Source organism: Escherichia sp. KTE96 (assembly GCF_000408525.1).
Classification (GTDB): domain Bacteria; phylum Pseudomonadota; class Gammaproteobacteria; order Enterobacterales; family Enterobacteriaceae; genus Escherichia; species Escherichia marmotae.
Window position 1 is genome coordinate 2,359,813 of record NZ_KE137149.1, and the last position, 26,128, is coordinate 2,385,940.

At 49.3% G+C, this 26,128-nt stretch carries 26 protein-coding genes and 6 pseudogenes; 27 read left to right on the forward strand and 5 right to left on the reverse strand.

Annotation, left to right across the window (positions count from 1 at the left end):
- The first annotated feature begins 2 nt into the window (after nucleotides 1-2).
- From A1WG_RS03615 to appY, 22 genes and pseudogenes are all read left to right on the forward strand, one after another.
- Entirely contained in the window at nucleotides 3-335 is a 333-nt protein-coding gene (locus tag A1WG_RS03615; RefSeq protein ID WP_000146971.1) for a head decoration protein, read from the forward strand.
- 55 nt (nucleotides 336-390) lie between these two features.
- Entirely contained in the window at nucleotides 391-1,416 is a 1,026-nt protein-coding gene (locus A1WG_RS03610) for a major capsid protein (protein WP_000118192.1), read from the forward strand.
- Between the two features lie 41 nt (nucleotides 1,417-1,457).
- Nucleotides 1,458-1,853, forward strand: a complete 396-nt coding sequence (locus A1WG_RS03605; protein ID WP_000158916.1) for a DNA-packaging protein FI — start codon at nucleotides 1,458-1,460, stop codon at nucleotides 1,851-1,853.
- 11 nt (nucleotides 1,854-1,864) lie between these two features.
- A complete protein-coding gene (locus A1WG_RS03600; RefSeq protein WP_000753007.1) occupies nucleotides 1,865-2,218 on the forward strand; it encodes a head-tail joining protein in 354 nt (117 codons plus the stop codon).
- 11 nt (nucleotides 2,219-2,229) lie between these two features.
- A complete protein-coding gene (locus tag A1WG_RS03595; RefSeq protein WP_000975075.1) occupies nucleotides 2,230-2,808 on the forward strand; it encodes a phage tail protein in 579 nt (192 codons plus the stop codon).
- Nucleotides 2,805-3,200: a phage minor tail U family protein gene (locus A1WG_RS03590; protein WP_000683145.1), complete on the forward strand. Its 396-nt coding sequence runs from the start codon at nucleotides 2,805-2,807 to the stop codon at nucleotides 3,198-3,200. Before A1WG_RS03595 ends, A1WG_RS03590 begins: the two co-directional genes overlap by 4 nt.
- A 7-nt stretch (nucleotides 3,201-3,207) precedes the next feature.
- Nucleotides 3,208-3,948 (forward strand): phage tail protein, encoded by a 741-nt coding sequence (locus tag A1WG_RS03585; RefSeq protein ID WP_001516226.1) that lies wholly within the window; start codon nucleotides 3,208-3,210, stop codon nucleotides 3,946-3,948.
- A gap of 15 nt (nucleotides 3,949-3,963) precedes the next feature.
- Entirely contained in the window at nucleotides 3,964-4,386 is a 423-nt protein-coding gene (gene gpG / locus A1WG_RS03580; protein ID WP_000479163.1) for a phage tail assembly chaperone G, read from the forward strand.
- Entirely contained in the window at nucleotides 4,368-4,802 is a 435-nt protein-coding gene (locus A1WG_RS03575; protein ID WP_001516227.1) for a phage tail assembly protein T, read from the forward strand. The genes gpG and A1WG_RS03575 overlap by 19 nt, the downstream gene beginning before the upstream one ends.
- Nucleotides 4,795-7,356, forward strand: coding sequence for a phage tail tape measure protein (locus A1WG_RS03570; RefSeq protein WP_000840308.1), 2,562 nt, complete (start codon nucleotides 4,795-4,797; stop codon nucleotides 7,354-7,356). The genes A1WG_RS03575 and A1WG_RS03570 overlap by 8 nt, the downstream gene beginning before the upstream one ends.
- Entirely contained in the window at nucleotides 7,353-7,682 is a 330-nt protein-coding gene (locus tag A1WG_RS03565; RefSeq protein ID WP_000847332.1) for a phage tail protein, read from the forward strand. The genes A1WG_RS03570 and A1WG_RS03565 overlap by 4 nt, the downstream gene beginning before the upstream one ends.
- Nucleotides 7,682-8,380 carry a phage minor tail protein L gene (locus tag A1WG_RS03560; protein ID WP_001516228.1) on the forward strand — a complete coding sequence of 233 codons (699 nt, stop codon included), beginning with the start codon at nucleotides 7,682-7,684 and terminating at the stop codon, nucleotides 8,378-8,380. Before A1WG_RS03565 ends, A1WG_RS03560 begins: the two co-directional genes overlap by 1 nt.
- Nucleotides 8,381-8,385: 5 nt before the next feature.
- Nucleotides 8,386-9,129 carry a C40 family peptidase gene (locus A1WG_RS03555; protein WP_032141264.1) on the forward strand — a complete coding sequence of 248 codons (744 nt, stop codon included), beginning with the start codon at nucleotides 8,386-8,388 and terminating at the stop codon, nucleotides 9,127-9,129.
- On the forward strand, nucleotides 9,126-9,698 hold the full coding sequence (locus tag A1WG_RS03550; RefSeq protein WP_001516230.1) for a tail assembly protein: 573 nt from the start codon (nucleotides 9,126-9,128) through the stop codon (nucleotides 9,696-9,698). Before A1WG_RS03555 ends, A1WG_RS03550 begins: the two co-directional genes overlap by 4 nt.
- A 60-nt stretch (nucleotides 9,699-9,758) precedes the next feature.
- Nucleotides 9,759-13,172 carry a phage attachment tail tip protein J gene (locus A1WG_RS03545; RefSeq protein WP_016242628.1) on the forward strand — a complete coding sequence of 1,138 codons (3,414 nt, stop codon included), beginning with the start codon at nucleotides 9,759-9,761 and terminating at the stop codon, nucleotides 13,170-13,172.
- Nucleotides 13,173-13,241: 69 nt separating this feature from the next.
- Complete coding sequence (locus tag A1WG_RS03540) at nucleotides 13,242-13,841, forward strand: Ail/Lom family outer membrane beta-barrel protein (protein ID WP_001516232.1); 600 nt, start codon at nucleotides 13,242-13,244, stop codon at nucleotides 13,839-13,841.
- Between the two features lie 64 nt (nucleotides 13,842-13,905).
- Nucleotides 13,906-14,272, forward strand: a pseudogene (locus tag A1WG_RS25410) (prophage tail fiber N-terminal domain-containing protein); the annotation flags it as partial.
- A 1,990-nt stretch (nucleotides 14,273-16,262) separates the two neighbouring features.
- Entirely contained in the window at nucleotides 16,263-16,532 is a 270-nt protein-coding gene (locus A1WG_RS03530; protein WP_001204892.1) for a hypothetical protein, read from the forward strand.
- A 12-nt stretch (nucleotides 16,533-16,544) separates the two neighbouring features.
- A complete protein-coding gene (locus A1WG_RS03525; RefSeq protein ID WP_001516234.1) occupies nucleotides 16,545-17,585 on the forward strand; it encodes a tail fiber domain-containing protein in 1,041 nt (346 codons plus the stop codon).
- 42 nt (nucleotides 17,586-17,627) lie between these two features.
- Nucleotides 17,628-17,921 (forward strand): hypothetical protein, encoded by a 294-nt coding sequence (locus tag A1WG_RS03520; RefSeq protein WP_000355602.1) that lies wholly within the window; start codon nucleotides 17,628-17,630, stop codon nucleotides 17,919-17,921.
- A gap of 19 nt (nucleotides 17,922-17,940) precedes the next feature.
- Nucleotides 17,941-18,051: pseudogene (locus A1WG_RS23765) on the forward strand (tail fiber assembly protein); the annotation flags it as partial.
- Nucleotides 18,052-18,597: 546 nt separating this feature from the next.
- Nucleotides 18,598-19,347, forward strand: coding sequence for a DNA-binding transcriptional activator AppY (gene appY / locus A1WG_RS03515; RefSeq protein WP_001516235.1), 750 nt, complete (start codon nucleotides 18,598-18,600; stop codon nucleotides 19,345-19,347).
- Nucleotides 19,348-19,596: 249 nt separating this feature from the next.
- Here the strand turns inward: appY and ompT are convergent, their stop codons facing one another.
- A complete protein-coding gene (ompT, locus tag A1WG_RS03510) occupies nucleotides 19,597-20,550 on the reverse strand; it encodes an omptin family outer membrane protease OmpT (protein WP_001201818.1) in 954 nt (317 codons plus the stop codon).
- A 535-nt stretch (nucleotides 20,551-21,085) separates the two neighbouring features.
- Between ompT and A1WG_RS23770 the strand changes: the two are divergent.
- Nucleotides 21,086-21,253, forward strand: a pseudogene (locus A1WG_RS23770) (isocitrate/isopropylmalate family dehydrogenase); the annotation flags it as partial.
- Between the two features lie 274 nt (nucleotides 21,254-21,527).
- Here A1WG_RS23770 and A1WG_RS0122325 read toward each other — a convergent pair.
- From A1WG_RS0122325 to A1WG_RS25415, 3 genes and pseudogenes are all read right to left on the reverse strand, one after another.
- A complete protein-coding gene (locus A1WG_RS0122325; RefSeq protein ID WP_001516236.1) occupies nucleotides 21,528-21,938 on the reverse strand; it encodes an ASCH domain-containing protein in 411 nt (136 codons plus the stop codon).
- 182 nt (nucleotides 21,939-22,120) lie between these two features.
- Complete coding sequence (locus A1WG_RS24710) at nucleotides 22,121-22,222, reverse strand: DUF1317 family protein (RefSeq protein WP_309186804.1); 102 nt, start codon at nucleotides 22,220-22,222, stop codon at nucleotides 22,121-22,123.
- A 106-nt stretch (nucleotides 22,223-22,328) separates the two neighbouring features.
- Nucleotides 22,329-22,475, reverse strand: a pseudogene (locus A1WG_RS25415) (exonuclease); the annotation flags it as partial.
- Between the two features lie 195 nt (nucleotides 22,476-22,670).
- Between A1WG_RS25415 and emrE the strand changes: the two are divergent.
- Nucleotides 22,671-23,003 carry a multidrug efflux SMR transporter EmrE gene (gene emrE, locus A1WG_RS23780; protein WP_001070432.1) on the forward strand — a complete coding sequence of 111 codons (333 nt, stop codon included), beginning with the start codon at nucleotides 22,671-22,673 and terminating at the stop codon, nucleotides 23,001-23,003.
- Nucleotides 23,004-23,063: 60 nt separating this feature from the next.
- Here the strand turns inward: emrE and A1WG_RS03495 are convergent, their stop codons facing one another.
- Nucleotides 23,064-24,107: an alpha/beta hydrolase gene (locus A1WG_RS03495; RefSeq protein WP_001516240.1), complete on the reverse strand. Its 1,044-nt coding sequence runs from the start codon at nucleotides 24,105-24,107 to the stop codon at nucleotides 23,064-23,066.
- Nucleotides 24,108-24,468: 361 nt separating this feature from the next.
- On the opposite strand from A1WG_RS03495, the gene A1WG_RS03490 reads away from it, so the two are divergent.
- From A1WG_RS03490 to A1WG_RS24715, 3 genes and pseudogenes are all read left to right on the forward strand, one after another.
- The gene (locus A1WG_RS03490; protein WP_001516241.1) at nucleotides 24,469-25,020 is read left to right on the forward strand and encodes a kinase inhibitor; all 552 of its coding nucleotides are present in this window, start codon (nucleotides 24,469-24,471) and stop codon (nucleotides 25,018-25,020) included.
- 9 nt (nucleotides 25,021-25,029) lie between these two features.
- Nucleotides 25,030-25,825 (forward strand): annotated as a pseudogene (locus tag A1WG_RS24895) (helix-turn-helix transcriptional regulator).
- Between the two features lie 216 nt (nucleotides 25,826-26,041).
- A pseudogene (locus A1WG_RS24715) lies at nucleotides 26,042-26,128 on the forward strand (antitermination protein); the annotation flags it as partial.

Genomic DNA, 26,128 nt, shown 5'->3' on the forward strand with positions numbered 1-26,128 from the left:
TTATGGCGTCAAAAGAAGAGTTTAACCATTACCAGCCGCTGGGTAACAGTGATCCGGCTCATACAGCAATTGCGCCTGGCGGATTGAGTGCGAAAACGCCTGCAATGACCCCGCTGATGCTGGATGGCACTACCCGTAAGCTGGTTGTGTGGGATGGCACCACCGACGGTGCAGCCGTTGGCATTCTGGCGGTTGCTGCTGACCAGACCAGCACCACACTGACGTTCTACAAGTCCGGCTCGTTCCGTTATGAGGATGTGCTCTGGCCGGAGGCTGCCAGCGACGAGACTAAAAAACGGACCGCGTTTGCCGGAACGGCAATCAGCATCGTTTAATCTTCCCCTTCATCAACAAAGGCCGCCTGTGCGGCTTTTTTTATGGAAATAATTTATGTCTGTATATACAACTGCAGAATTACTGGCATCGACCCAGCATCACTTTAAGTTCGATCCGCTGTTTCTGCGTCTCTTTTTCCGTGAAACCTATCCTTTCACCACGGAAAAAGTCTATCTCTCACAAATTCCGGGACTGGTAAACATGGCGCTGTACGTTTCGCCGATTGTTTCCGGTGAGGTTATCCGATCCCGTGGCGGCTCCACCTCTGAATTTACGCCGGGTTATGTCAAGCCGAAGCATGAGGTGAATCCGCAGATGACCCTGCGTCGCCTGCCGGATGAAGATCCGCAGAACCTGGCTGACCCGGCTTACCGTCGTCGCCGTATTATTCGGCAGAATATGCTGGATGAAAATCTGGCGATTGCCCAGGTCGAAGAGATGCAGGCAGTTTCTGCCGTGCTTAAGGGCAAATACACCATGACCGGTGAAGCCTTCGATCCGGTTGAGGTGGATATGGGCCGCAGTGCGGCGAATAACATCACGCAGTCCGGCGGCACGGAGTGGAGCAAGCGTGACAAGTCCACGTATGACCCGACCGACGATATCGAAGCCTACGCGCTGAACGCCAGCGGTGTGGTGAATATCATCGTGTTTGATCCGAAAGGCTGGGCGCTGTTCCGTTCCTTCAAGGCCGTCAGGGAGAAGCTGGATACCCGTCGCGGCTCTCATTCCGAGCTGGAGACAGCGGTAAAAGACCTGGGCAAAGCGGTGTCTTATAAGGGAATGTATGGCGATGTGGCCATCGTCGTGTATTCCGGACAGTACGTGGAAAACGGCGTCAAAAAGAACTTCCTGCCGGACAACACGATGGTGCTGGGGAACACTCAGGCACGCGGTCTGCGCACCTATGGTTGCATTCAGGATGCGGACGCACAGCGCGAAGGCATTAACGCCTCTGCCCGTTACCCGAAAAACTGGGTGACCACCGGCGACCCGGCGCGTGAGTTCACCATGATTCAGTCAGCACCGCTGATGCTGCTGGCTGACCCTGATGAGTTCGTGTCCGTACAACTGGCGTAATCATGGCCCTTCGGGGCCATTTTCTCTCTGTGGAGGAGTCCATGACGAAAGATGAACTGATTGCCCGTCTCCGGTCGCTGGGTGAACAACTGAACCGTGATGTCAGCCTGACGGGGACGAAAGAAGAACTGGCGCTCCGTGTGGCAGAGCTGGAAGAAGAGCTTGATGACACGGGCGACACTGCCGGTCAGGATACCCCTCTCAGCCCGGAAAATGTGCTGACCGGACATGAAAATGAGGTTGTATCAGCGCAGCCGGATACCGTGACTGATACGGCTGATCTGGTCACGGTTGTGGCACTGGTGACGCTGCATACTGATGCACTTCACGCCACGCGGGATGAGGCTGTGGCATTTGTGCTGCCGGGAACGGCGTTTCGTGTCTCTGCCGGTGTGGCAGCCGAAATGACAGAGCGCGGCCTGGCCAGAATGCAATAACGGGAGGCGCTGTGGCTGATTTCGATAACCTGTTCGATGCTGCCATTGCCCGCGCCGATGAAACGATACGCGGGTACATGGGAACGTCAGCCACCATGACATCCGGTGAGCAGTCCGGCGCAGTAATACGTGGTGTTTTTGATGACCCTGAAAATATCAGCTATGCCGGACAGGGCGTGCGCGTTGAAGGCTCCAGCCCGTCCCTGTTTGTCCGGACTGATGAGGTGCGGCAGCTGCGGCGTGGAGACACGCTGACCATCGGTGAGGAAAATTTCTGGGTAGATCGGGTTTCGCCGGATGATGGCGGAAGTTGTCATCTCTGGCTTGGACGGGGCGTACCGCCTGCCGTTAACCGTCGCCGCTGAAAGGGGGATGTATGGCCATAAAAGGTCTTGAGCAGGCCGTTGAAAACCTCAGCCGTATCAGCAAAACGGCGGTGCCTGGTGCCGCCGCAATGGCCATTAACCGCGTTGCTTCATCCGCGATATCGCAGTCTGCGTCACAGGTTGCCCGTGAGACAAAGGTACGCCGGAAACTGGTAAAGGAAAGGGCCAGGCTGAAAAGGGCCACGGTCAAAAATCCGCAGGCCAGAATCAAAGTTAACCGGGGGGATTTGCCCGTAATCAGGCTGGGTAATGCGCGGGTTGTCCTGTCCCGCCGCAGGCGTCGTAAAAAGGGGCAGCGTTCATCCCTGAAAGGTGGCGGCAGCGTGCTTGTGGTGGGTAACCGTCGTATTCCCGGCGCGTTTATTCAGCAACTGAAAAATGGCCGGTGGCATGTTATGCAGCGTGTGGCCGGGAAAAACCGTTACCCCATTGATGTGGTGAAAATCCCGATGGCGGTGCCGCTGACCACGGCGTTTAAACAGAATATTGAACGGATACGGCGTGAACGTCTTCCGAAAGAGCTGGGCTATGCGCTGCAGCATCAACTGAGAATGGTAATAAAGCGATGAAACATACTGAACTCCGTGCAGCCGTACTGGATGCACTGGAGAAGCATGACACCGGGGCGACGCTTTTTGATGGTCGCCCCGCTGTTTTTGATGAGGAAGATTTTCCGGCAATTGCCGTTTATCTCACCGGCGCTGAATACACGGGCGAAGAGCTGGACAGCGATACCTGGCAGGCGGAGCTGCATATTGAAGTTTTCCTGCCTGCTCAGGTGCCGGATTCAGAGCTGGATTCGTGGATGGAGTCCCGGATTTATCCGGTGATGAGCGATATCCCGGCACTGTCAGATTTGATCACCAGTATGGTGGCCAGTGGCTATGACTACCGGCGCGACGATGATGCGGGCCTGTGGAGTTCAGCCGATCTGACTTATGTCATTACCTATGAAATGTGAGGACGATATGCCTGTACCAAATCCAGCAATACCGGTGAAAGGTGCCGGAACCACCCTGTGGGTTTATAACGGGAGCGGCGACCCTTATGCAAACCCGCTTTCAGACGTTGACTGGTCGCGTCTGGCAAAAGTTAAAGACCTGACGCCCGGCGAACTGACCGCTGAGTCCTATGACGACAGTTATCTCGATGATGAAGATGCGGACTGGACCGCGACCGGACAGGGGCAGAAGTCAGCCGGAGATACCAGCTTCACGCTGGCGTGGATGCCCGGAGAGCAGGGGCAGCAGGCGCTGCTGGCGTGGTTTAATGAAGGTGATACCCGTGCCTATAAAATCCGCTTCCCGAACGGCACGGTCGATGTGTTCCGTGGCTGGGTCAGCAGTATCGGTAAGGCGGTGACGGCGAAGGAAGTGATCACCCGCACGGTGAAAGTCACCAATGTGGGACGTCCGTCGATGGCAGAAGATCGCAGCACGGTAACAGCGGCAACCGGCATGACCGTGACGCCTGCCAGCACCTCGGTGGTGAAAGGGCAGAGCACCACGCTGACCGTGGCATTCCAGCCGGAAGGCGCAACCGACAAGAGCTTCCGTGCGGTGTCTGCGGATAAAACAAAAGCCACCGTGTCGGTCAGTGGTATGACCATCACCGTGAACGGTGTTGCTGCAGGCAAGGTCAACATTCTGGTCGTATCCGGTAATGGTGAACTTGCTGCGGTTGCAGAAATCAACGTCACCGCCAGTTAATCCGGAGAGTCAGCGATGTTCCTGAAAACCGAATCATTTGAACATAACGGTGTGACCGTCACGCTTTCTGAACTGTCAGCCCTGCAGCGTATTGAGCATCTCGCCCTGATGAAACGACAGGCAGAACAGGCGGAGTCAGACAGCAACCGGAAGTTTACTGTGGAAGACGCCATCAGAACCGGCGCTTTTGTGGTGGCGATGTCCCTGTGGCATAACCATCCGCAGAAGACAAAGCTGCCTTCCATGAATGAAGCCGTTAAACAGATTGAGCAGGAAGTGCTTACCACCTGGCCCACGGAGGCAATTTCTCATGCTGAAAACGTGGTGTACCGGCTGTCCGGTATGTATGAGTTTGTGGTGAATGATGCTCCTGAACAGGCAGATGACGCCGGGCCTGCAGAGCCTGTTTCTGCGGGAAAGTGTTCGACGGTGAGCTGAGTTTTGCCCTGAAACTGGCGCGTGAGATGGGGCGACCCGACTGGCGTGCCATGCTTGCCGGGATGTCATCCACGGAGTATGCCGACTGGCACCGCTTTTACAGTACCCATTATTTTCATGATGTTCTGCTGGATATGCACTTTTCCGGGCTGACATATACCGTGCTCAGCCTGTTTTTCAGCGATCCGGATATGCATCCGCTGGATTTCAGTCTGCTTAACCGGCGTGAGGCTGACGAAGAGCCTGAAGATGATGTGCTGATGCAGAAAGCGGCAGGGCTTGCCGGAGGCGTTCGTTTTGGCCCGGACGGGAAAGAAGTTATCCCCGCTTCCCCGGATGTAGCGGACATGACGGAGGATGACGTAATGCTGATGACAGTATCAGAAGGGATCGCAGGAGGAGTCCGGTATGGCTGAACCGGTAGGCGATCTGGTCGTTGATTTAAGTCTGGATGCGGCCAGATTTGACGAGCAGATGGCCAGAGTCAGGCGTCATTTTTCCGGTACGGAAAGTGATGCGAAAAAAACAGCGGCAGTCGTTGAACAGTCGATGAACCGGCAGGCGCTGGCTGCACAGAAAGCGGGGATTTCCGTCGGGCAGTATAAAGCCGCCATGCGTATGCTGCCTGCACAGTTCACCGACGTGGCCACGCAGCTTGCAGGCGGGCAAAGTCCGTGGCTGATCCTGCTGCAACAGGGGGGTCAGGTGAAGGACTCCTTCGGCGGGATGATCCCCATGTTCCGGGGGCTTGCCGGTGCGATCACCCTGCCGATGGTCGGGGCCACCTCGCTGGCGGTGGCGACCGGTGCGCTGGCGTATGCCTGGTATCAGGGCAACTCAACCCTGTCCGATTTCAACAAAACGCTGGTCCTTTCCGGCAATCAGTCGGGGCTGACGGCAGATCGTATGCTGGTCCTGTCCAGAGCCGGGCAGGCGGCAGGGCTGACGTTTAACCAGACCAGCGAGTCACTCAGCGCACTGGTTAAGGCGGGGGTAAGCGGTGAGGCTCAGATTGCGTCCATCAGCCAGAGTGTGGCGCGTTTCTCTTCTGCATCCGGCGTGGAGGTGGACAAGGTCGCTGAAGCCTTCGGGAAGCTGACCACTGACCCGACGTCGGGGCTGACGGCGATGGCGCGCCAGTTCCATAACGTGACGGCGGAGCAGATTGCGTATGTTGCTCAGTTGCAGCGTTCCGGCGATGAAGCCGGGGCATTGCAGGCGGCGAACGAGGCCGCAACGAAAGGGTTTGATGACCAGACCCGACGCCTGAAAGAGAACATGGGCACGCTGGAAACCTGGGCAGACAGGACAGCACGGGCATTCAAATCCATGTGGGATGCGGTGCTGGATATTGGTCGTCCTGATACCGCTCAGGAGATGCTGATTAAGGCAGAGGCTGCGTTTAAGAAAGCGGACGACATCTGGAATCTGCGCAAGGATGATTATTTTGTTAACGATGAAGCGCGGGCGCGTTACTGGGATGACCGTGAAAAGGCCCGTCTTGCGCTTAAAGCCGCCCGAAAGAAGGCTGAACAGCAGAGTCAACAGGACAAAAATGCGCAGCAGCAGAGCGATACCGAAGCGTCACGGCTGAAATATACCGAAGAGGCGCAGAAGGCTTACGAACGGCTGCAGACACCGCTGGAGAAATATACCGCCCGTCAGGAAGAACTGAACAAGGCACTGAAAGACGGGAAAATCCTGCAGGCAGATTACAACACGCTGATGGCGGCGGCGAAAAAGGATTATGAAGCGACGCTGAAAAAGCCGAAACAGTCCGGCGTGAAGGTGTCTGCGGGCGATCGTCAGGAAGACAGTGCTCATGCTGCCCTGCTGACGCTTCAGGCAGAACTCCGGACGCTGGAGAAGCATGCCGGAGCGAATGAGAAAATCAGCCAGCAGCGCCGGGATTTGTGGAAGGCGGAAAATCAGTTCGCGGTACTGGAGGAGGCGGCACAACGTCGCCAGCTATCCGCACAGGAGAAATCCCTGCTGGCGCATAAAGATGAGACGCTGGAGTACAAACGCCAGCTGGCTGTACTTGGCGATAAGGTCACGTATCAGGAGCACCTGAATGCGCTGGCGCAGCAGGCGGATAAGTTCGCACAGCAACAACGGGCAAAACGGGCAGCCATTGAGGCGAAAAACCGGGGGCTTACTGACCGGCAGGCAGCGCGGGAAGCCACAGAACAGCGCCTGAAGGAACAGTATGGCGATAATTCGCTGGCGCTGAATAACGTCATGTCAGAGCAGAAAAAGACCTGGGCGGCTGAAGACCAGCTTCGCGGGAGCTGGATGGCAGGCCTCAAGTCCGGCTGGAGTGAGTGGGAAGAGAGCGCCACGGACAGTATGTCGCAGGTTAAAAGTGCAGCCACGCAGACCTTTGATGGTATTGCGCAGAATATGGCGGCGATGCTGACCGGCAGTGAACAGAACTGGCGCAGCTTCACCCGCTCCGTGCTGTCCATGATGACAGAAATTCTGCTTAAGCAGGCAATGGTGGGGATTGTCGGGAGTATCGGCAGCGCCATTGGCGGGGCTGTTGGTGGCGGCGCATCAGCGTCAGGCGGTACAGCCATTCAGGCAGCTGCGGCGAAATTCCATTTTGCGACCGGAGGATTTACGGGAACCGGCGGCAAATATGAGCCAGCGGGGATTGTTCACCGTGGTGAATTTGTCTTCACTAAGGAGGCAACCAGCCGGATTGGCGTGGGGAATCTCTACCGGCTGATGCGCGGCTATGCCACCGGCGGTTATGTCGGTACACCGGGCAGCATGGCGGACAGCCGCTCGCAGGCATCCGGGAAGTTTGAGCAGAATAACCATGTGGTGATTAACAACGACGGCACGAACGGTCAGATAGGGCCACAGGCGCTGAAGGCGGTTTATGACGTAGCCCGTAAGGCGGCAATGGATGTTGTGACCGGGCAGATGCGCGATGGTGGTCTGTTCTCCGGAGGTGGACGATGAAAACCTTCCGCTGGAAAGTGAAACCCGGTATGGATGTGGCTTCGGCCCCTTCCGTAAGAAAGGTGCGCTTTGGTGATGGCTATTCTCAGCGAGCGCCTGCCGGGCTGAATGCCGACCTGAAAACGTACAGCGTGACGCTTTCTGTTCCCCGTTGGGAGGCCACGGCGCTTGAGTCGTTTCTGGCTGAGCACGGGGGCTGGAAATCCTTTCTGTGGACGCCGCCTTATGAGTGGCGGCAGATAAAGGTGACCTGCGCAAAATGGTCGTCGCGGGTCAGTATGCTGCGTGTTGAGTTCAGCGCAGAGTTTGAACAGGTGGTGAACTGATGCAGGATATCCGGCAGGAAACACTGAATGAATGCACCCGTGCGGAGCAGTCGGCCAGCGTGGTGCTCTGGGAAATCGATCTGACAGAGGTCGGTGGAGAACGTTATTTTTTCTGTAATGAGCAGAACGAAAAAGGTGAGCCGGTCACCTGGCAGGGGCGACAGTATCAGCCGTATCCCATTCAGGGGAGCGGTTTTGAACTGAATGGCAAAGGCACCAGTACGCGCCCCACGCTGACGGTCTCTAACCTGCACGGCATGGTCACCGGTATGGCGGAAGACCTGCAGAGTCTGGTCGGCGGAACGGTGGTCCGGCGTAAGGTTTACGCCCGTTTTCTGGATGCGGTGAACTTCGTTAACGGAAACAGCGACGCCGATCCGGAGCAGGAGGTGATCAGCCGCTGGCGCATCGAACAGTGCAGCGAACTGAGCGCGGTGAGTGCCTCTTTTGTACTGTCCACGCCGACTGAAACGGATGGTGCTGTTTTTCCGGGGCGCATCATGCTGGCTAATACCTGCACCTGGATCTATCGCGGTGATGAGTGCGGTTATCACGGTCCGGCTGTCGCGGATGAATATGACCAGCCGACGTCCGATATCACGAAGGATAAATGCAGCAAATGCCTGAGTGGCTGTAAGTTCCGCAATAATGTCGGCAACTTTGGCGGCTTCCTTTCCATTAACAAACTTTCGCAGTAAATCCCATGACAGAGACAGAATCAGCGATTCTGGCGCACGCCCGACGATGTGCGCCAGCGGAGTCGTGCGGCTTCGTGGTGAGAACGCCGGAGGGGGAAAGATATTTTCCCTGCGTGAATATCTCCGGTGAGCCGGAGGAGTATTTCCGGATGTCGCCGGAGGACTGGCTGCAGGCAGAGATGCAGGGTGAGATTGTGGCGCTGGTCCACAGCCATCCCGGTGGTCTGCCCTGGCTGAGTGAAGCCGACCGGCGGCTGCAGGTGCAGAGTGATTTACCGTGGTGGCTGGTCTGCCGCGGGGAGATTCATAAATTCCGCTGTGTGCCGTATCTCATCGGGCGGCGCTTTGAGCACGGGGTGACGGACTGTTACACGCTGTTCCGGGACGCTTACCATCTGGCGGGGATTGAGATGCCGGATTTTCACCGCGAGGATGACTGGTGGCGTAACGGTCAGAATCTCTATCTGGATAATCTGGAGGCCACAGGGCTGTATCAGGTGCCGTTGTCAGCGGCGCAGCCGGGCGATGTGCTGCTGTGCTGTTTTGGTTCATCGGTGCCGAATCATGCCGCCATTTACTGCGGCGACGGCGAGCTGTTGCACCATATTCCTGAACAACTGAGCAAACGAGAGAGGTATACCGACAAATGGCAGCGACGCACACACTCCCTCTGGCGTCACCGGGCATGGCACGCATCTGCCTTTACGGGGATTTACAACGATTTGGCCGCCGCATCGACCTTCGTGTGAAAACGGGGGCTGAAGCCATCCGCGCACTGGCCACACAGCTCCCGGTGTTTCGTCAGAAACTGAGCGACGGCTGGTATCAGGTACGGATTGCCGGGCGGGACGTCAGCACGTCCGGGTTAACGGCGCAGTTACATGAGACTCTGCCTGATGGCGCTGTGATTCATATTGTTCCCAGAGTCGCAGGGGCCAAGTCAGGTGGCGTATTCCAGATTGTCCTGGGGGCTGCCGCCATTGCCGGATCATTCTTTACCGCCGGAGCCACCCTTGCAGCATGGGGGGCAGCCATTGGGGCCGGTGGTATGACCGGCATCTTGTTTTCTCTCGGTGCCAGTATGGTGCTCGGTGGTGTGGCGCAGATGCTGGCACCGAAAGCCAGAACTCCCCGTACACAGACAACGGATAACGGCAAACAGAACACCTATTTCTCCTCACTGGATAACATGGTTGCCCTGGGCAATGTTCTGCCGGTTCTGTACGGTGAAATGCGCGTGGGGTCACGCGTGGTTTCTCAGGAGATCAGCACGGCAGACGAAGGGGATGGTGGTCAGATTGTGGTGATTGGTCGCTGATGCAAAATGTTTTATGTGAAACCGCCTCCGGGCGGTTTTATCGTTTATGGAGCATGACGAATGGGTAAAGGCAGCAGTAAGGGGCATATCCCGCGCGAAGCGAAGGACAACCTGAAGTCCACGCAGCTGCTGAGTGTGATCGATGCCATCAGCGAAGGGCCGGTTGAAGGTCCGGTGGATGGATTAAAAAGCGTGCTGCTGAACAGTACGCCGGTGCTGGACAGTGAGGGGAATACCAATATATCCGGCGTCACGGTGGTGTTCCGGGCCGGTGAGCAGGAGCAGACACCGCCGGAGGGATTTGAATCCTCCGGCTCCGAGACGGTGCTCGGTACAGAAGTGAAATATGACACGCCGATCACCCGGACCATCACGTCGGCAAACATTGACCGTCTGCGTTTTACTTTCGGCGTGCAGGCACTGGTGGAAACCACCTCAAAGGGGGACAGGAATCCATCGGAAGTCCGCCTGCTGGTTCAGATACAACGTAACGGTGGCTGGGTGACGGAAAAAGACATCACCATTAAGGGTAAAACCACTTCACAGTATCTGGCCTCGGTGGTGGTGGATAACCTGCCGCCGCGCCCGTTCAGTATCCGGATGCGCAGGATGACGCCGGACAGCACCACAGACCAGCTGCAGAACAAAACGCTCTGGTCGTCATACACCGAAATTATCGATGTGAAACAGTGCTACCCGAACACGGCACTGTTCGGCGTGCAGGTGGACTCGGAGCAGTTCGGCAGCCAGCAGGTGAGCCGTAATTATCATCTGCGCGGGCGTATTCTGCAGGTGCCGTCGAATTATAACCCGCAGACGCGGCAATACAGCGGTATCTGGGACGGAACGTTTAAACCGGCATACAGCAACAACATGGCCTGGTGTCTGTGGGATATGCTGACCCATCCGCGCTACGGCATGGGGAAACGTCTTGGTGCGGCGGATGTGGATAAATGGGCGCTGTATGTCATCGGCCAGTACTGCGACCAGTCAGTGCCGGACGGCTTTGGCGGCACGGAGCCGCGCATCACCTGTAATGCGTACCTGACCACACAGCGCAAGGCGTGGGATGTGCTCAGTGATTTCTGCTCGGCGATGCGCTGTATGCCGGTATGGAACGGGCAGACGCTGACGTTCGTGCAGGACCGACCATCAGATAAGGTGTGGACCTATAACCGCAGTAATGTGGTGATGCCGGATGATGGCGCGCCGTTCCGCTACAGCTTCAGCGCCCTGAAGGACCGCCATAATGCCGTTGAGGTGAACTGGATTGACCCGAACAACGGCTGGGAGACGGCGACAGAGCTCGTGGAGGATACGCAGGCCATTGCCCGTTACGGCCGTAACGTCACGAAGATGGATGCCTTTGGCTGTACCAGTCGGGGGCAGGCACACCGCGCCGGGCTGTGGCTGATTAAAACGGAGCTGCTGGAAACGCAGACCGTGGACTTCAGCGTGGGTGCTGAAGGGCTTCGCCATGTACCGGGGGATGTCATTGAAATCTGCGATGATGACTATGCCGGTATCAGCATCGGTGGGCGTGTGCTGGCGGTGAACAGCCAGACCCGGACGCTGACGCTCGACCGTGAAATCACGCTGCCATCCTCCGGCACCACGCTGATAAGCCTGGTTGACGGGCAGGGGAATCCGGTCAGCGTGGAGGTCCAGTCCGTCACCGACGGTGTGAAGGTGAAAGTGAGCCGTGTTCCTGACGGCGTTGCCGGATACAGCGTGTGGGGGCTGAAGCTGCCGATGCTGCGCCAGCGCCTGTTCCGCTGTGTGAGTATCCGTGAGAACGATGACGGCACGTATGCCATCACTGCCGTGCAGCATGTACCGGAGAAAGAAGCCATCGTGGATAACGGGGCGTACTTTGACGGCGACCAGAGCGGAACGGTGAACGGTGTCACGCCGCCCGCGGTGCAGCACCTGACTGCAGAAGTCACCGCAGACAGCGGGGAATACCAGGTGCTGGCGCGCTGGGACACGCCGAAGGTGGTGAAGGGGGGGAGCTTTATGCTTCGCCTGACCGTGGCAGCGGATGACGGCAGTGAGCGGCTGGTCAGCACGGCCAGGACGACGGAAACCACATACCGCTTCAGGCAACTGGCGCTGGGGAACTACAGGCTGACAGTCCGGGCGGTAAATGCGTGGGGGCAGCAGGGCGATCCGGCGTCGGTATCGTTCCGGATTGCCGCACCGGCAGCACCGTCGCAGATTGAGCTGACGCCGGGCTATTTTCAGATAACCGCCACGCCGCATCTTGCCGTTTATGATCCGACGGTACAGTTTGAGTTCTGGTTCTCGGAAAAGCGGATTGCGGATATCAGGCAGGTTGAAACCACAGCCAGCTATCTTGGCACGGCGCTGTACTGGATAGCTGCCAGTATCAATATTAAGCCGGGTCATGATTATTATTTTTACGTTCGCAGTGTGAACACCGTTGGCAAATCGGCATTCGTGGAGGCTGTCGGTCGGGCGAGCGATGATGCGGAAGGTTACCTGGATTTTTTCAAAGGCCAGATAACCGAATCCCATCTCGGCAAGGAGCTGCTGGAAAAAGTCGAGCTGACGGAGGATAACGCCAGCAAACTGGAGGAGTTTTCGAAAGAGTGGAAAGACGCCAACGATAAATGGAATGCCATGTGGGGCGTCAAAATTGAGCAGACCGAAGACGGCAGGCATTATGTCGCGGGGCTTGGCCTCAGCATGGAGGATACAGAGGAAGGCAAACTGAGCCAGTTTCTGGTTGCCGCTAACCGTATCGCGTTTATTGACCCGGCAAACGGGAATGAAACGCCGATGTTTGTGGCGCAGGGCAACCAGATATTCATGAACGACGTGTTCCTGAAGTATCTGACGGCTCCCACCATTACCAGCGGCGGCAATCCACCGGTATTTTCCCTGACACCGGACGGGCGGCTGACGGCGAAAAATGCCGATATCAGCGGTAACGTGAATGCGAACTCCGGGACGCTCAACAACGTCACGGTAAATGAAAACTGTACGATTAAGGGCATGCTGGAGGCGAACCAGGTCAGAGGTGACTTCGTTAAAACTGTATCCAAACCATTTCCGAAAAAGGCTGGTACGTGGGGTAACACGGAAACACCAAACGGGACGGTTACAGTCACCATCAGTGATGATCATAACTTTGACCGTCAAATCATTATTCCGCCCATTATCTTTAACGGAATAGCGTATAGCGATCCGGGAAGTGGTAATAACCCGGGAGGTACAAGATACACGGGTTATGGTTTTGAAGTTCGCAAAAACGGTGTATTAATCGCATCCAGAGAAACTAAAGGGGCCATTCCCGGTAGCTACAGTGCGGTTATTGATATGCCGAGTGGCAGGGGAAGCGTCACTCTGGAGTTTAAGATTTTCCAGAAAGGCAATCAGTGGGCAGGTAATATCACCGATTGTACGGTGATTGTGACCAAAAAAGCCGCTTCCGGCATCAGTATTCGTTGAAATTGTTATAACCCATATAAGGGCACCAGAAATGGTGCCTTTTTTATTGCAGAAAAGCGAGAGGTAATTATGCGTAAACTTTATGCCGCCATTTTTTCCGCAGCCATCTGTCTGGCCGTATCCGGTGCGCCTGCATGGGCATCTGAACATCAGTCCACGCTGAGCGCGGGGTATCTTCATGCCTCGACGAACGTTCCCGGCAGCGATGATCTTAACGGGATTAACGTGAAATACCGTTATGAGTTTACGGACACACTGGGGCTGGTGACGTCATTCAGCTATGCAGGAGACAAGAATCGCCAGCTTACCCGTTACAGCGATACCCGCTGGCATGAAGATTCCGTGCGTAACCGCTGGTTCAGCGTGATGGCGGGGCCGTCTGTGCGCGTGAATGAATGGTTCAGTGCTTATGCGATGGCGGGTGTGGCTTACAGCCGTGTTTCGACGTTCTCCGGGGATTATCTCCGCGTAACTGACAACAAGGGGAAAACGCACGATGTGCTGACCGGAAGTGATGACGGTCGCCACAGCGACACGTCTCTGGCGTGGGGAGCTGGCGTGCAGTTTAACCCGACCGAATCCGTGGCCATTGATATTGCTTATGAAGGCTCCGGCAGTGGCGACTGGCGTACTGACGGTTTCATCGTGGGTGTCGGTTATAAATTCTGATTAGCCAGGTAACACAGTGTTATTACAGCCCGCCGGTTCAGGCGGGCTTTTTTGTGGAGTGGATATGGCAGCAGTAAAAATCTCAGGTGTGCTGAAAGATGGTGCGGGAAAACCAATACAGAACTGCACTATTCAACTGAAGGCAAAGCGTAACAGCACCACGGTACTGGTGAACACGGTGGCCTCTGAAAATCCGGATGAAGCCGGGCGTTACAGCATGGATGTTGAGTATGGCCAGTACAGCGTCACCCTGCTGGTTGAAGGTTTTCCGCCTTCACATGCCGGGATCATTACCGTCTATGAAGGTTCCAGACCCGGTACGCTGAATGATTTTCTCGGTGCCATGACGGAAGATGACGTCATGCCGGAGGCATTGCGTCGTTTTGAGGCAATGGTGGAAGAAGCGGCACGCAACGCCGAAGCCGCCTCTCAGAGCGCAGCGGCGGCAAAGAAATCCGAAACGGCTGCGGCATCATCGAAGAACGCGGCGAAAACCTCAGAAACGAATGCAGCTAACAGCGCACAGGCGGCAGCGGCCTCGCAGACTGCATCGGCAAACTCCGCGACAGCAGCCAAAAAATCAGAAACCAACGCGAAAAATAGCGAGACAGCCGCAAAGACGAGCGAAACCAACGCAAAGTCCAGCCAGACGGCAGCGAAAACCAGCGAAACGAATGCCAAAGCCAGTGAAACTGCGGCGAAAAATAGCCAGAATGCAGCAGCCGAAAGCGAGAGTGCGGCAGCTGGTTCTGCGACTTCAGCAGCTGGATCAGCAACTGCTGCGGCTAACAGCCAGAAAGCAGCGAAGACGAGCGAAACTAACGCAAAGTCCAGCCAGACGGCAGCGAAGACCAGCGAAACGAATGCCAAAGCCAGCGAAACTGCGGCGAAAAGCAGTCAGGATGCAGCAGCTGAAAGCGAGAGTGCCGCAGCTGGTTCTGCAACAGCGGCAGCTAATAGCCAAAAAGCTGCAAAAACCAGTGAAACTAACGCAAAGACGAGTGAAACAAAAGCAGCAGCTAGCGAGACAGAAGCAACGTCAGCCGCAACAAGAGCAGAGAATGCAGCCCGGATTGCAGAAGATGCCGCTGATCCTGCTTCTGTCCCTCCGCTTCCTGATATCTGGCTACCCTTGAATGATTCTCTGGAAGCGATAACAGGGTATGCCCCGGGCTATAAAACAATAACCATCGGCAGTGATGAAATAACAATGCCTGTTAATGGCATATGCCAATTTAGCCGGGCTTCATCTGCAACGTATATTGATAAGTCCGGGCATATTACCGTGGCAGGGAATAACGTTCCTCGTTTTGAAAAATATGGTTTGCTGATAGAGAATCAGCGAACAAACATGTTCGTAAATAGTTTTAATCCTGATGCCTGGAATAAAAGCGGTGGTATATCTGTAACATCATCAACAGATGAATTTGAGTTTAAATATGGACGTTTCACGGTAGGAAGCGATATAGCAGGAACGACAACAGGGAGAAATATATGCACAGTTGCTGGTAACAAAGGCATAGATGTGACTGGCGATGATCAGTACAGTAAAGGTCCGTATGTTACCGCGTCGTTCAGGGTAAGAAGTGATCTCAATGTTCGCGCACGTATCCGTTTTGAACGGTATAACTCGGAAGGATACACCTTCCTTTGCGACGCCTATTTGTCATTACAGACCCATGAACTACAAATTACTGGTGGCAATGCCCAGCTATTAACAGCAAACTTTGAAATCGATCCTGGTAGTGGATGGATATACTTTCAGGCAACACTGAAATGTCTGCCAGAATGGGGAATGGTTGGTACGCAGCTGCAAATTGCAGCCGACAGAGCTGTGGGGTCTTTTGCAACAGGTGACTGGATAGAAGTAACCACCCCGCAATTCGAGTATGGTGCTTGTGCAACTTCCTTCATCATAACGACAACAGAGCCAGCGACTCGTGCATCAGATTTATGTAAATTTCCGCTGATGAAAAATATGTATACCATGCCTTTTACGTTCATGGTGGAAGTCCATAAAAACTGGTTTATTTCTCATAATGCTGCACCGCGTGTCATTGATTCAGAAAATCACCAGTCCGGAGGCCCATTTATTATGGGGTTTGGTTCTTCTGGAACTATTAGTCAGGACGGTTATTCGTATTGCGATATAGGCGGGGCTAACCGACGTGTATATGAATCATGCGGAGTAAGGGATCTCGTTATGGGATTCAGGGTTAAGGCTGACGGCATGACATGCTCATTTGCAAATAAGCATATAAGCACTGAAACAAAAACAGTATGGAAATATATTCGTGAAGCAGCCGTGATTCGTATCGGGGGGCAAACGACGACAGGATTACGACACCTTAATGGTCATATAAAAAACCTCCGTTTCTGGAACAGAGCATTGTCAGATACGCAGCTTAAGGAATACGTATAATGCGGGATATAACATTACGATTCGATAACAGAGAACAGTTTAACGCAATTGTATATGACAGTGGCCTGTTCAGTCTTGAAGAAGAAAACGGGGTTCTTGTTGATGTTATTGGCTGCATTATCGATTACGAGGAGCCAGAAAACGAAAGATGTACAGGCATTGATCGCGGTGGTTTTTTCGTAAACATGAGGATTGTTGATAGCAGTAAAAACATATCTTCTTTAATGCCTTTCATTACGACAGATCAGCATGTAAGGACATGGGCTTAATGGAGTAAGACAATGGTTACAAAAACAGTAATTCCTGATGACATCAAAACGCTAAAATCCGATGTTAGTAAACTAAAAACTGATCAAGGAAGCTATGCAACAAAATCATATGTAGACAATAAAACAACATGGAATAGTTATTGCAATGTAATCTATGATCAAAAGGCATTGCCGACCACTGGAACTATATTTAGCGGTAAGATTCACTTGTCAAATAAGGCAGGAGAAACCGAAAACGCTTATAGCGAGATGTACACCAGAAAAAATATTGACGGCACTAAAGATACAATGACAAGGATTGTCACACACAACGGAACAAAAGGTATCTTCTGGGATTTTAGCGATCTTTACGGTGGGACATTGATTTTCCCAGGAAATGAAGGTTACTTAAAAATGGGTAAGTGCCTCATGTCTTATGGGAATCGTGTTGATAACGCCATTATTAAATTTGATTACACAGACACATTACAAATCAAATACGCTAATCATGGGTCAACCATGACATTAAACACACAGGGAACCGCTCACGCTGGCGTAACAACTAGACTATGGGGTAGTTCTAGCCGTCCGGTTGTTTATGAAGTTGGCGTAGATGAGGCTCTGTATATGTTCTACGCACAGAAAACTACCAGCAATACCTACGAATTAACGGTTAACGGCGCGTGCAATGCAAGTGCATTTAATCAAGGCTCTGACCGGGATCTGAAAGACAATATTCAGGTGATCGATAATGCAACCGACCGCATTCGTAAAATGAACGGCTATACATACACGCTTAAAGAAAACGGTATGCCTTACGCTGGTGTTATTGCACAAGAAACCCTGGAAGCCATCCCCGAAGCCGTAGGGGCTATGATGAAATATCCAGACGGCGGGAGTGGATTAGATGGAGAAGAAGGTGAACGGTATTACACTGTAGATTATTCTGGTGTTACTGGCTTGCTTGTTCAGGTAGCCAGAGAGTCAGACGACAGGATAACAGCACTGGAAGAAGAAAACGCAGAATTAAGACAAAGATTATCTGCAATTGAGGCGGTGCTTGCGTCTAAATAATATTAAGGGGCCGAGCGCCCCATTTTATTGGGTAGGATGAAAATGGATATAACACCTTTCCTTCATGCACTTTGTGCTGTGGCTGCGCAGCTACTGATTGGTCTTTTTACCGGGAACTGGGCTTACGGAGCGATAGCCGGTTGTACGTTCTTCATTGCGCGTGAACACACCCAGGCAGAATATCGCTGGATCGAAATGTTCGGGCATGGCAAGCGAATGAATATGCCGTGGTGGGGCGGTTTTGATACACGTGCATGGGATGTGGCAAGCCTGATGGATTTTGCTGTGCCGGTGGTGGCGTGTCTGCTGGTCTGGCTGTTGGTTAATCGTGGGTGAAAAAAGGTGAGCTGTATATGCAACGGAGGAAGAAACCCCGTTGCTGGAAGCCTGGAAAAAGTATCGGATGCTGCTAAACCGTGTGGACACTTCCGTAGCACCAGATATCGAGTGGCTTATTCAACCATAATAAACAGTATGTATATCATAGGTTATTAATTGTGAGTTTTTTCGGTGTGTTATTTGTTTGTTTGATGTTATGCTTTTGCGCCCCAAAAGGTTGTTTAGATGTATTTTATCAATTGATTTTCAATATCGTTTAATAAAGAAAAATTAAGCAAGCTGGATGTTGGTTTTTTGTTAATTGAATGGTTCTAATAATGTTTTTTTACTGTTGTTGAATGTGACTTGATAAGAAATGCAAGTAAAAATGATACTCTTTTTATTTTAAATTCAAACGGTTGACATATATATAGCAAGAGGTTTCAGGTGCGTTGTAGTGAGTTTATGTTAATAAAAAGCATATTAATCGTTGAAAAAATGTAACTTTGAAATACGTTAGAATAAAAAACAATATACATATAATAATTTAATCTTAAATGAAATTTATTAAAATTTGCAAACTATAATTTTGTGTATAAAAATATAAATGCACATCATCCTGATTATGATTGTGTATTTAATTGGTTGTTATTTGACTACTATCAACTTGTTTTAATTTTATGATAGGTGCAAGATGGATTATGTTTGCTCCGTAGTTTTCATCTGTCAATCATTTGATTTAATTATAAACAGGAGAGTTATCTCGTTCAAAAAAAATTCATTGTTTATTGTAAGCGACAAAATTAGAAGAGAGTTACCAGTATGCCCCTCTAAACTAAGAATTGTTGATATAGATAAGAAAACATGTTTATCCTTTTTTATCGACGTGAATAATGAGTTGCCTGGCAAATTTACTCTTGATAAGAATGGCTATATTGCTGAAGAGGAACCTCCATTATCGCTTGTTTTTTCTCTGTTTGAAGGGATTAAAATAGCAGACTCACACTCCCTTTGGTTAAAAGAAAGACTATGTATATCCTTACTTGCCATGTTCAAAAAACGCGAAAGTGTAAATTCATTTATACTAACAAATATAAATACATTTACCTGTAAAATTACTGGAATAATCAGTTTTAATATTGAGCGGCAATGGCATTTAAAAGATATTGCGGAATTGATTTATACGAGTGAAAGTTTAATAAAAAAAAGATTAAGGGATGAAGAAACGTCATTTACTGAAATATTGAGAGATACTAGGATGAGGTATGCAAAAAAACTCATAACTTCAAACTCTTATTCTATCAATGTCGTAGCCCAGAAATGTGGCTATAACAGTACTTCATATTTCATATGTGCATTTAAAGATTATTATGGTGTCACGCCATCTCATTATTTTGAGAAAATAATCGGCGTCACAGATGGAATAAACAAAACAATTGACTGATAATATTTATTACAAGTTGTCTACATGTTAATTATAATATTATACAGCGTGTTTTTTGATGTGATATTCTGGAACCATTAATTTGTAATTGGGTTGCTGTCGCCTATTTTATACACACTATAATTGATGGTTTTCTATGTGATTTAGTTAATAACCTTCTGGGTTTATTTTAAGGGTTAATTGTTACATTGAAATGGCTAGTTATTCCCCGGGGCGATTTTCACCTCGGGGAAATTTTAGTTGGCGTTCTTAAAATGTGTACTTAAGACCAGCAGTAGTGATGAAGTTATAGTTTTCTATGCCTGCTCCATTTTTGCTGTAGTCTGAAGTGTTATTATTGTGATCATAAAGTGAAGTATTACCTTTTTTATTCGTAACCCGATTCCATGCGCCTTCAACATAAACTTTTGCGTTAGGTGTGACGTAATAACCTGCATTGACTGCAACAGAATAGTAATTTTGGTCTTTGACCTTACTGCGATAAGTGATTCTTTTTCCCGGGTCATAGTGTTCATCGTTATCAGATGATTCCACCCAGCCGCTGTATTTAAATGTGCCACCTAGCTCAAAATCTTCATAACGATAACTTCCAGTCAAGCCAATGTAGGGCATTTTAAAACGTTGTTTGTAGCCGATTGCTCTTTCTCCATTCGGGAAGGAGCCGATATCATCTCTGAATCCCTCCTCAGAACTGTAGATATAGGAACCACCTCTGGCTGTAAAGCTATAACGGCTTTCCTGATATCCGGCCATGAGTCCCAGGCGGTAATTGGGTTCGTTGAGGAGCCAGCCTTTGATATTCAGATCAAATTCGTTGGCATAATTGAGTTGTGTATCAGGATGTCTACTTTCATCCGTCCAGGTTCCGGGGTTACTGGAATCCATCCAGTCCTGATCGACCATATTGCCACCTCGGCTGCCGAGTGTTGTCCAGCCAGCAGCCCCGATAGATATCTGAGGCATCAAATCCCAATTAATTGCACCTTTAATAATTGCAGCGTTATTGAATTTCCAGTCAAGTTGACTGACTTTTCGGCTTCCTTCTTCGGCTAGATAAACACGCTCTTTTGTTTTTCCGCTCAGAGTTCCAAGACTAATGTCCGCATTTATGTTGTCAGGAGTAAACGATAAAGTCTCGGTAGAAGCAAAAGAGTTGATCGCAATAGGGGTTGTCAGGACTATTCCCAGAAGTTTCGCCCGCATAAAAGTTCTCCATTCAATCGTTTTAATGATTGAATATGTATTTTTTATATCTAACTTAATGAGTCAATTACATATTGCTCCACTGTTTATATTTTGTTTAGTATTGAATGATTATCACAATGCGCTATCTGTTTTTGGTTTAATTATCTGTTATTGTTTCATATTGCGGTTTTACTGTGTGGTTTTTTTATGATTTTGTGGTGCTTTTATCTATTTAAGTGCCATGCCTTTAGAGGCATATAAGCGAAAATAGCATGAGGTTTATCCTCAATTACTATGTTTTTTAGTACAAAAAAGAGGGACAAAACTGAGACACATAAGGCCTCACAAAGGTCTGCAAGGCTTCACATGTATTGAGATGTTAATAAAATGTAGGCTTGTAATTTTGATATAAATGGTAGATAAAACCTTTCCCCAAAATAAAAACGAACGTCAATAAAATCAAACGGTTGAATAAAGTTGATTTTGGCTAATAAAAAGACAATAAAATAATTTTTATCATTAAATATCAATGAATTGAACTTAATGTTTTTATATACTGCTGCGCCATATGGGCTGGACTGAAGCCGCAGACCTGATTGTTAAAGGTATGGAAGGCGCAATCAACGCCAAGACCGTAACCTATGACTTCGAACGTCTGATGGAAGGCGCTAAGCTGCTGAAATGTTCAGAGTTTGGTGACGCGATCATCAAAAACATGTAATCACTACATGTGTTAAATATTGTAACGGGCGTATAACACGCCCGTTGTTTTATGTAAGTTTGCTAACGGTTATCAAAATTTTATCAAAATAAGTTATCAAAACCTCTTAGTTGTTTGGGGTCGGTTGGTCAGTCAGATGACAGTTCTACTGCCAGGTTCCTATTAGACATTCCTCTATTTGGTGGACGCTCGTTAATATTTAGATCCGCTATGTGTCAGGTGCGGGCATTGTTATAAATGCCAATTGATATAACGTCAGCTCGTTTATCTCATCTTACAGAACCTCAACAACTTCAAACTCTTCCATAATCAACTCCATATCTTCAGAAAAATGACCTTCCTGGGTGAAAAATCGTTGATGCTCTCTCTGCCAATATTCAAGGCTCAAATCGCCTTCACCTTCCTTGCGAGCTAACTCGGCAGTAACATCACAAAAACACACCAGTTGCATCGACACCAGCCTGGTCACGCATACCGGTACATCCTGGCCGTCAAGGATGATGTTATAGCTCCCAATCCTTGGGGCAAATTCTTCCTTCTGATAAGAGGCATAAGAGCCACAGGAGGCCGTTTTAATCCCTTTTTCTATAAGTGCTGCAAGCTCGTTAGCCAGTTCAGGGCTGTCGCCCATTTGCCAGGCATTCGCGTCCGGATATTTCATCTTTAGTTCATCAACCTTACCCATTACACGTCCTTTCTGATTGTAAATAATAGAGAAATAGCTGAGCATTAATTGTTCGAATATTAACAGTGATGCTTTCTTGCTAATATCATAGTTCGTTTTTCGCTCAAAGCGGGCTGTTTGGTTCTTTTTCATGTGGGGTGAGAAATTCAAGGAGGCGTTGAGACGTTTAAATTTTCACAACGCTACTTTGCGCCATTCTTTACCTCAATCATCATGATAACAATCGGTTTGACGAAAGTGATCGCGCCTACGCGGATATTATCGTGAGTATGCTTCATCGCCATTGTTCCCCAAATACAAAACCAATTTCAGCCAATGTCTCGTCCATTTTTTCGATGAACTCCGGCACCATCTCGTCAAAACTCGGCATGTACTTCTCATGTCAGGCTACTTATTTCCTGAACGGGGTTTTGCTATCACGTTGTGAATTTCAGAAGCGGTAATGACGCCGAGCCGTAATTTGTGGCACGCATCATCTCCCTGTTTGACAGCCCTCACGTCGATCCCGGTACGCAGCAGGATAATGTCCGGTGCCATGACGCCACCTTCTGCTCTGTGGCTTTCTGTTTCAGTAACCAGTATAAATCAGGCAGCGGCTAAAGTGGCGCAGACAGGAATTCAGGTTATCGATGGTATATAAACGAACATCAATGAATGCACCGGGATGAAACCGGTGAGTTAAGTTCAAACTGTAGTACAATTCTCTCCGGTATTAACAGGAAAGACTATGCTATGAATCCTTATATTTATCTTGGTGGTGCAATATTTGCAGAGGTGATTGGTACAACCTTAATGAAGTATTCAGATGGCTTTACACGGCTATGGCCCTCTGTTGGTACAATTATTTGTTACTGTGCATCATTCTGGTTATTAGCTCAAACATTGGCTTATATTCCTACAGGGATTGCTTATGCTATCTGGTCAGGAGTCGGTATCGTCCTGATTAGTTTACTTTCCTGGGGATTTTTCGGCCAACGTCTGGATCTGCCAGCCATTATAGGCATGATATTGATTTGTGCCGGAGTGTTGGTAATTAACTTGTTGTCACGAAGCGCACCACATTAAAAATAATTTCTTTTTAATCAAATGGAATATGTCAGCCCGCATGTAAATGCGGGCTGCTTTTTACAGGTTAGCGTTTGGGTTTTGTTGTTGGGTGGTGGTTTTCATAGGGACTCCCAGATTTTTAGTAAACCACTCAACAACCCTGTTTATAATAATTGGCTGATACCATGTATTATCTCCATGCTCAGCCCCTTCTACCAGCACGTACTCAGCATTATTGCCGTTCTTTTTCAACATTCTGAATAGTTTGGCACTTTGCTCCGGTGAAACCAGAGTGTCTTTGCTACCATGCATAATAAGAAATGGGGGTTTTACTCCTTTCATATGTCCGATTGGGCTGGCGTTTAGCGCTTTTTCTTTTGACGCTGTGATGGGGGCTCCCGCAAAACTTCTGAATGCAGGGCCATTGATCATTAAAGCTTCGGTTACGGCAGGAGATCGATGAACCTCCTGCACTGATTCAGGGAACCCCTCACCAATATTCAACAAGTCAGAAATCCCATAAAGTGTGGCAACTGCCTGAACATCTGATGATTGCTGAAGAAAGTCACCTTTATCAAAGGTTTTGTCACCATTTGTAGTTCCCATCATCTGGGCAAGCCATCCACCGGCAGAGTCACCCAGAACTCCGATTCTTTGAGGATCAACCCCATAATCGCTGGCATGCTCTCTCAGGTAACGTATTGCAGCTTTTCCATCCTCAACTGGCGCTGGAAATGTATCAGGAATTGTTCTGTATTCTACAGCGGCTACAACAAAACCAGCTTCTGCCAGAGCCATTCTCATTTCAATAAATTTGTCATGTTCAGAAGACATGAACCCGCCGCCAGGATAGTAAATAATGGCTGGTTTCAAATCATTTGTTCGCGGGACAAGAACTGACATGTGAAGCTGTCTGACAGAACGAGTCCCTTTTATCTGGGAATAAACAACATCACCAATAAGATCGACCTGGTTTCTGGTCGATGAAACATTAATGACATCTGCACCAGGGGTGTAACCAGGAAGATTAGTCTGGACAGTTGTTGAACAATTCCCGACCGACATGACTACTGACATACCATACAATAATGTTGCGGATGATAGTATTTTGTTAATTTTCATATTTTACATGCCTTGACTTATCGGATGAAATTTTCTTAGCGAATTTAACGGCAACTTAAGAGTTGTACAACAGGAGGCATCTTAGGAAACTCAACAAGATGCAAAAAATCCTTGTCAGTGAAATTGCGCGTATTCTGGTTCAAGAATAGCCGTCTATAAATCATACTAACTTATGCCAGCATGACTAATAATAAACCTAAAATCTATTTAGATAACATCAATATGATTCGTGCATATTATGGTTAATGCTGGGGTCTATTTTATAATTATGATTGCTTTTGCATGAACATTGCGTCTTTATGCATAATGAGATAAAGGAATATCAAATAAAATAACGATAGGTCATAACAAAGAGGTTTTTATGAAAAAACTTATCGTTTCAAGTGTATTGGTATTCATCACATTTTCTGCGCAGGCCGCAGAGTTTCAGGTCACAAGTAGTGAAATAAAAACAGGAAAACAACTTACAAAGTCTCATATCTTTTCCAGATTTGGGTGTGAAGGTGGCAATATATCGCCCTCATTAACCTGGTCTGGTGCCCCTGAGGGCACTAAAAGTTTCGCCGTAACTGTTTATGATCCAGATGCACCTACTGGTAGTGGTTGGTGGCACTGGACTGTTGTTAATATTCCAGCAACAGTAACATATTTGCCTGCTGATGCAGGAAGACGTGATGGTACAAAACTTCCGACAGGTGCTGTTCAAGGCCGAAATGATTTTGGCTATGCCGGATTTGGTGGTGCGTGTCCTCCGAAAGGGGATAAACCGCATCATTACCAGTTTAAAGTATGGGCTCTGAAAACTGACAAGATTCCTGTAGATTCTAATTCCAGCGGAGCGTTAGTTGGTTATATGTTTAATGCCAATAAAATCACAACCGCTGAGATAACACCAGTTTATGAGATAAAGTAGGGTGAGAGTATGCTGGCAAAAGGTAAGACCAACCTAAAGATTGAAGAAATACGGATGCATAAACATCATGAGACTCATAGGGTTAGGGCTATTTTGCCAGCTTTATGCCGTATCCGTCAGGGAAAAAAATTATCAATTGGGAGACGCATAGTTTAACTGTTGATAATAATCAAATAATGTTATTTCCATGTGGATATGAGTTTTATATTGCGAATTATCCAGAAGCAGGTCTTTATCTTGCAGAAATGCTTTACTTCCCATTGAACTAATTGAAAAATTCCAAAAATTTTTTGCGGTAACTGATTAAACACGTAACAAAACAGGGTTCTGTTTACCTCAGAACCCTGAGTTAATATATTGTTGGGAGCAGCTAAAAATATCTATTTTTCGAGGTTTCTCAACTCAAATTCAGGAGCATTTAGCAATGGCTGTTCGACTTTCGTTAGGAGTAAATCATGCTAATTATTTACTTTTATCAGATAGTAAACAATCACTGATAAGTCATTGTTATAACCTGCTGCTATCCGAACCAGGAGCAAAATGGACAGCAAACAAGGTTGCGAGATATCTCTACATTTCTGTTTCCACATTACATCGCCGTCTGGCAAACAAGGGGGTAAGTTTTCAAAGTATATTGGACGATGTGAGGTTAAATAATGCGTTGTCTGCTATATAAACGACTATAAAATCCATAAGCGAGATTGCCAGAGAAAATGGTTATAAGTGTCCTTCTCGTTTTACTGAAAGATTCCATAATCGTTTTAAGATAACACCAAGAGAGCTAAGAAAGGCTTCCAGAGAGTAAAAGTATTTTAACTGTATCGATGTTTTTGGGAAATCAAAACGGCATAATTACCCTATCGGAGCCTGAACAACTCCGGTGGCTTCTGCGCTAAACAGGGACGTTTATGCGCACATACAATTTTTTGTATCCAGCGTTTGACCTCTGTGGAGGTGAAGCGTAAACCTGAGCTGAAGTTATCCGAAATGCCAACGCTGCTCGGATATACCGTCAACCTGGTGGGAGAAGAAACTATGTCAGTATTGTCATGGCAAGGGAGAAGTCAGCACGGTGAGCAGAGGGTGTAAGGGTAAAGGTATTGTCCTT

Coding starts and splice junctions, on each gene's coding strand:
- emrE (WP_001070432.1), top strand. CDS start 22,671: ATGAATCCTTATATTTATCTTGGTGGTGCAATATTTGCAGAGGTGATT.
- A1WG_RS03560 (WP_001516228.1), top strand. CDS start 7,682: ATGCAGGATATCCGGCAGGAAACACTGAATGAATGCACCCGTGCGGAG.
- ompT (WP_001201818.1), bottom strand. CDS start 20,550: ATGCGGGCGAAACTTCTGGGAATAGTCCTGACAACCCCTATTGCGATC.
- A1WG_RS03530 (WP_001204892.1), top strand. CDS start 16,263: ATGCGGGATATAACATTACGATTCGATAACAGAGAACAGTTTAACGCA.
- A1WG_RS03585 (WP_001516226.1), top strand. CDS start 3,208: ATGCCTGTACCAAATCCAGCAATACCGGTGAAAGGTGCCGGAACCACC.
- A1WG_RS03590 (WP_000683145.1), top strand. CDS start 2,805: ATGAAACATACTGAACTCCGTGCAGCCGTACTGGATGCACTGGAGAAG.
- A1WG_RS03490 (WP_001516241.1), top strand. CDS start 24,469: ATGAAAAAACTTATCGTTTCAAGTGTATTGGTATTCATCACATTTTCT.
- A1WG_RS03595 (WP_000975075.1), top strand. CDS start 2,230: ATGGCCATAAAAGGTCTTGAGCAGGCCGTTGAAAACCTCAGCCGTATC.
- A1WG_RS03540 (WP_001516232.1), top strand. CDS start 13,242: ATGCGTAAACTTTATGCCGCCATTTTTTCCGCAGCCATCTGTCTGGCC.
- gpG (WP_000479163.1), top strand. CDS start 3,964: ATGTTCCTGAAAACCGAATCATTTGAACATAACGGTGTGACCGTCACG.
- A1WG_RS03520 (WP_000355602.1), top strand. CDS start 17,628: ATGGATATAACACCTTTCCTTCATGCACTTTGTGCTGTGGCTGCGCAG.
- A1WG_RS03605 (WP_000158916.1), top strand. CDS start 1,458: ATGACGAAAGATGAACTGATTGCCCGTCTCCGGTCGCTGGGTGAACAA.
- appY (WP_001516235.1), top strand. CDS start 18,598: ATGGATTATGTTTGCTCCGTAGTTTTCATCTGTCAATCATTTGATTTA.
- A1WG_RS03525 (WP_001516234.1), top strand. CDS start 16,545: ATGGTTACAAAAACAGTAATTCCTGATGACATCAAAACGCTAAAATCC.
- A1WG_RS24710 (WP_309186804.1), bottom strand. CDS start 22,222: ATGGCGATGAAGCATACTCACGATAATATCCGCGTAGGCGCGATCACT.
- A1WG_RS03565 (WP_000847332.1), top strand. CDS start 7,353: ATGAAAACCTTCCGCTGGAAAGTGAAACCCGGTATGGATGTGGCTTCG.
- A1WG_RS03555 (WP_032141264.1), top strand. CDS start 8,386: ATGACAGAGACAGAATCAGCGATTCTGGCGCACGCCCGACGATGTGCG.
- A1WG_RS03545 (WP_016242628.1), top strand. CDS start 9,759: ATGGGTAAAGGCAGCAGTAAGGGGCATATCCCGCGCGAAGCGAAGGAC.
- A1WG_RS0122325 (WP_001516236.1), bottom strand. CDS start 21,938: ATGGGTAAGGTTGATGAACTAAAGATGAAATATCCGGACGCGAATGCC.
- A1WG_RS03570 (WP_000840308.1), top strand. CDS start 4,795: ATGGCTGAACCGGTAGGCGATCTGGTCGTTGATTTAAGTCTGGATGCG.
- A1WG_RS03615 (WP_000146971.1), top strand. CDS start 3: ATGGCGTCAAAAGAAGAGTTTAACCATTACCAGCCGCTGGGTAACAGT.
- A1WG_RS03495 (WP_001516240.1), bottom strand. CDS start 24,107: ATGAAAATTAACAAAATACTATCATCCGCAACATTATTGTATGGTATG.
- A1WG_RS03610 (WP_000118192.1), top strand. CDS start 391: ATGTCTGTATATACAACTGCAGAATTACTGGCATCGACCCAGCATCAC.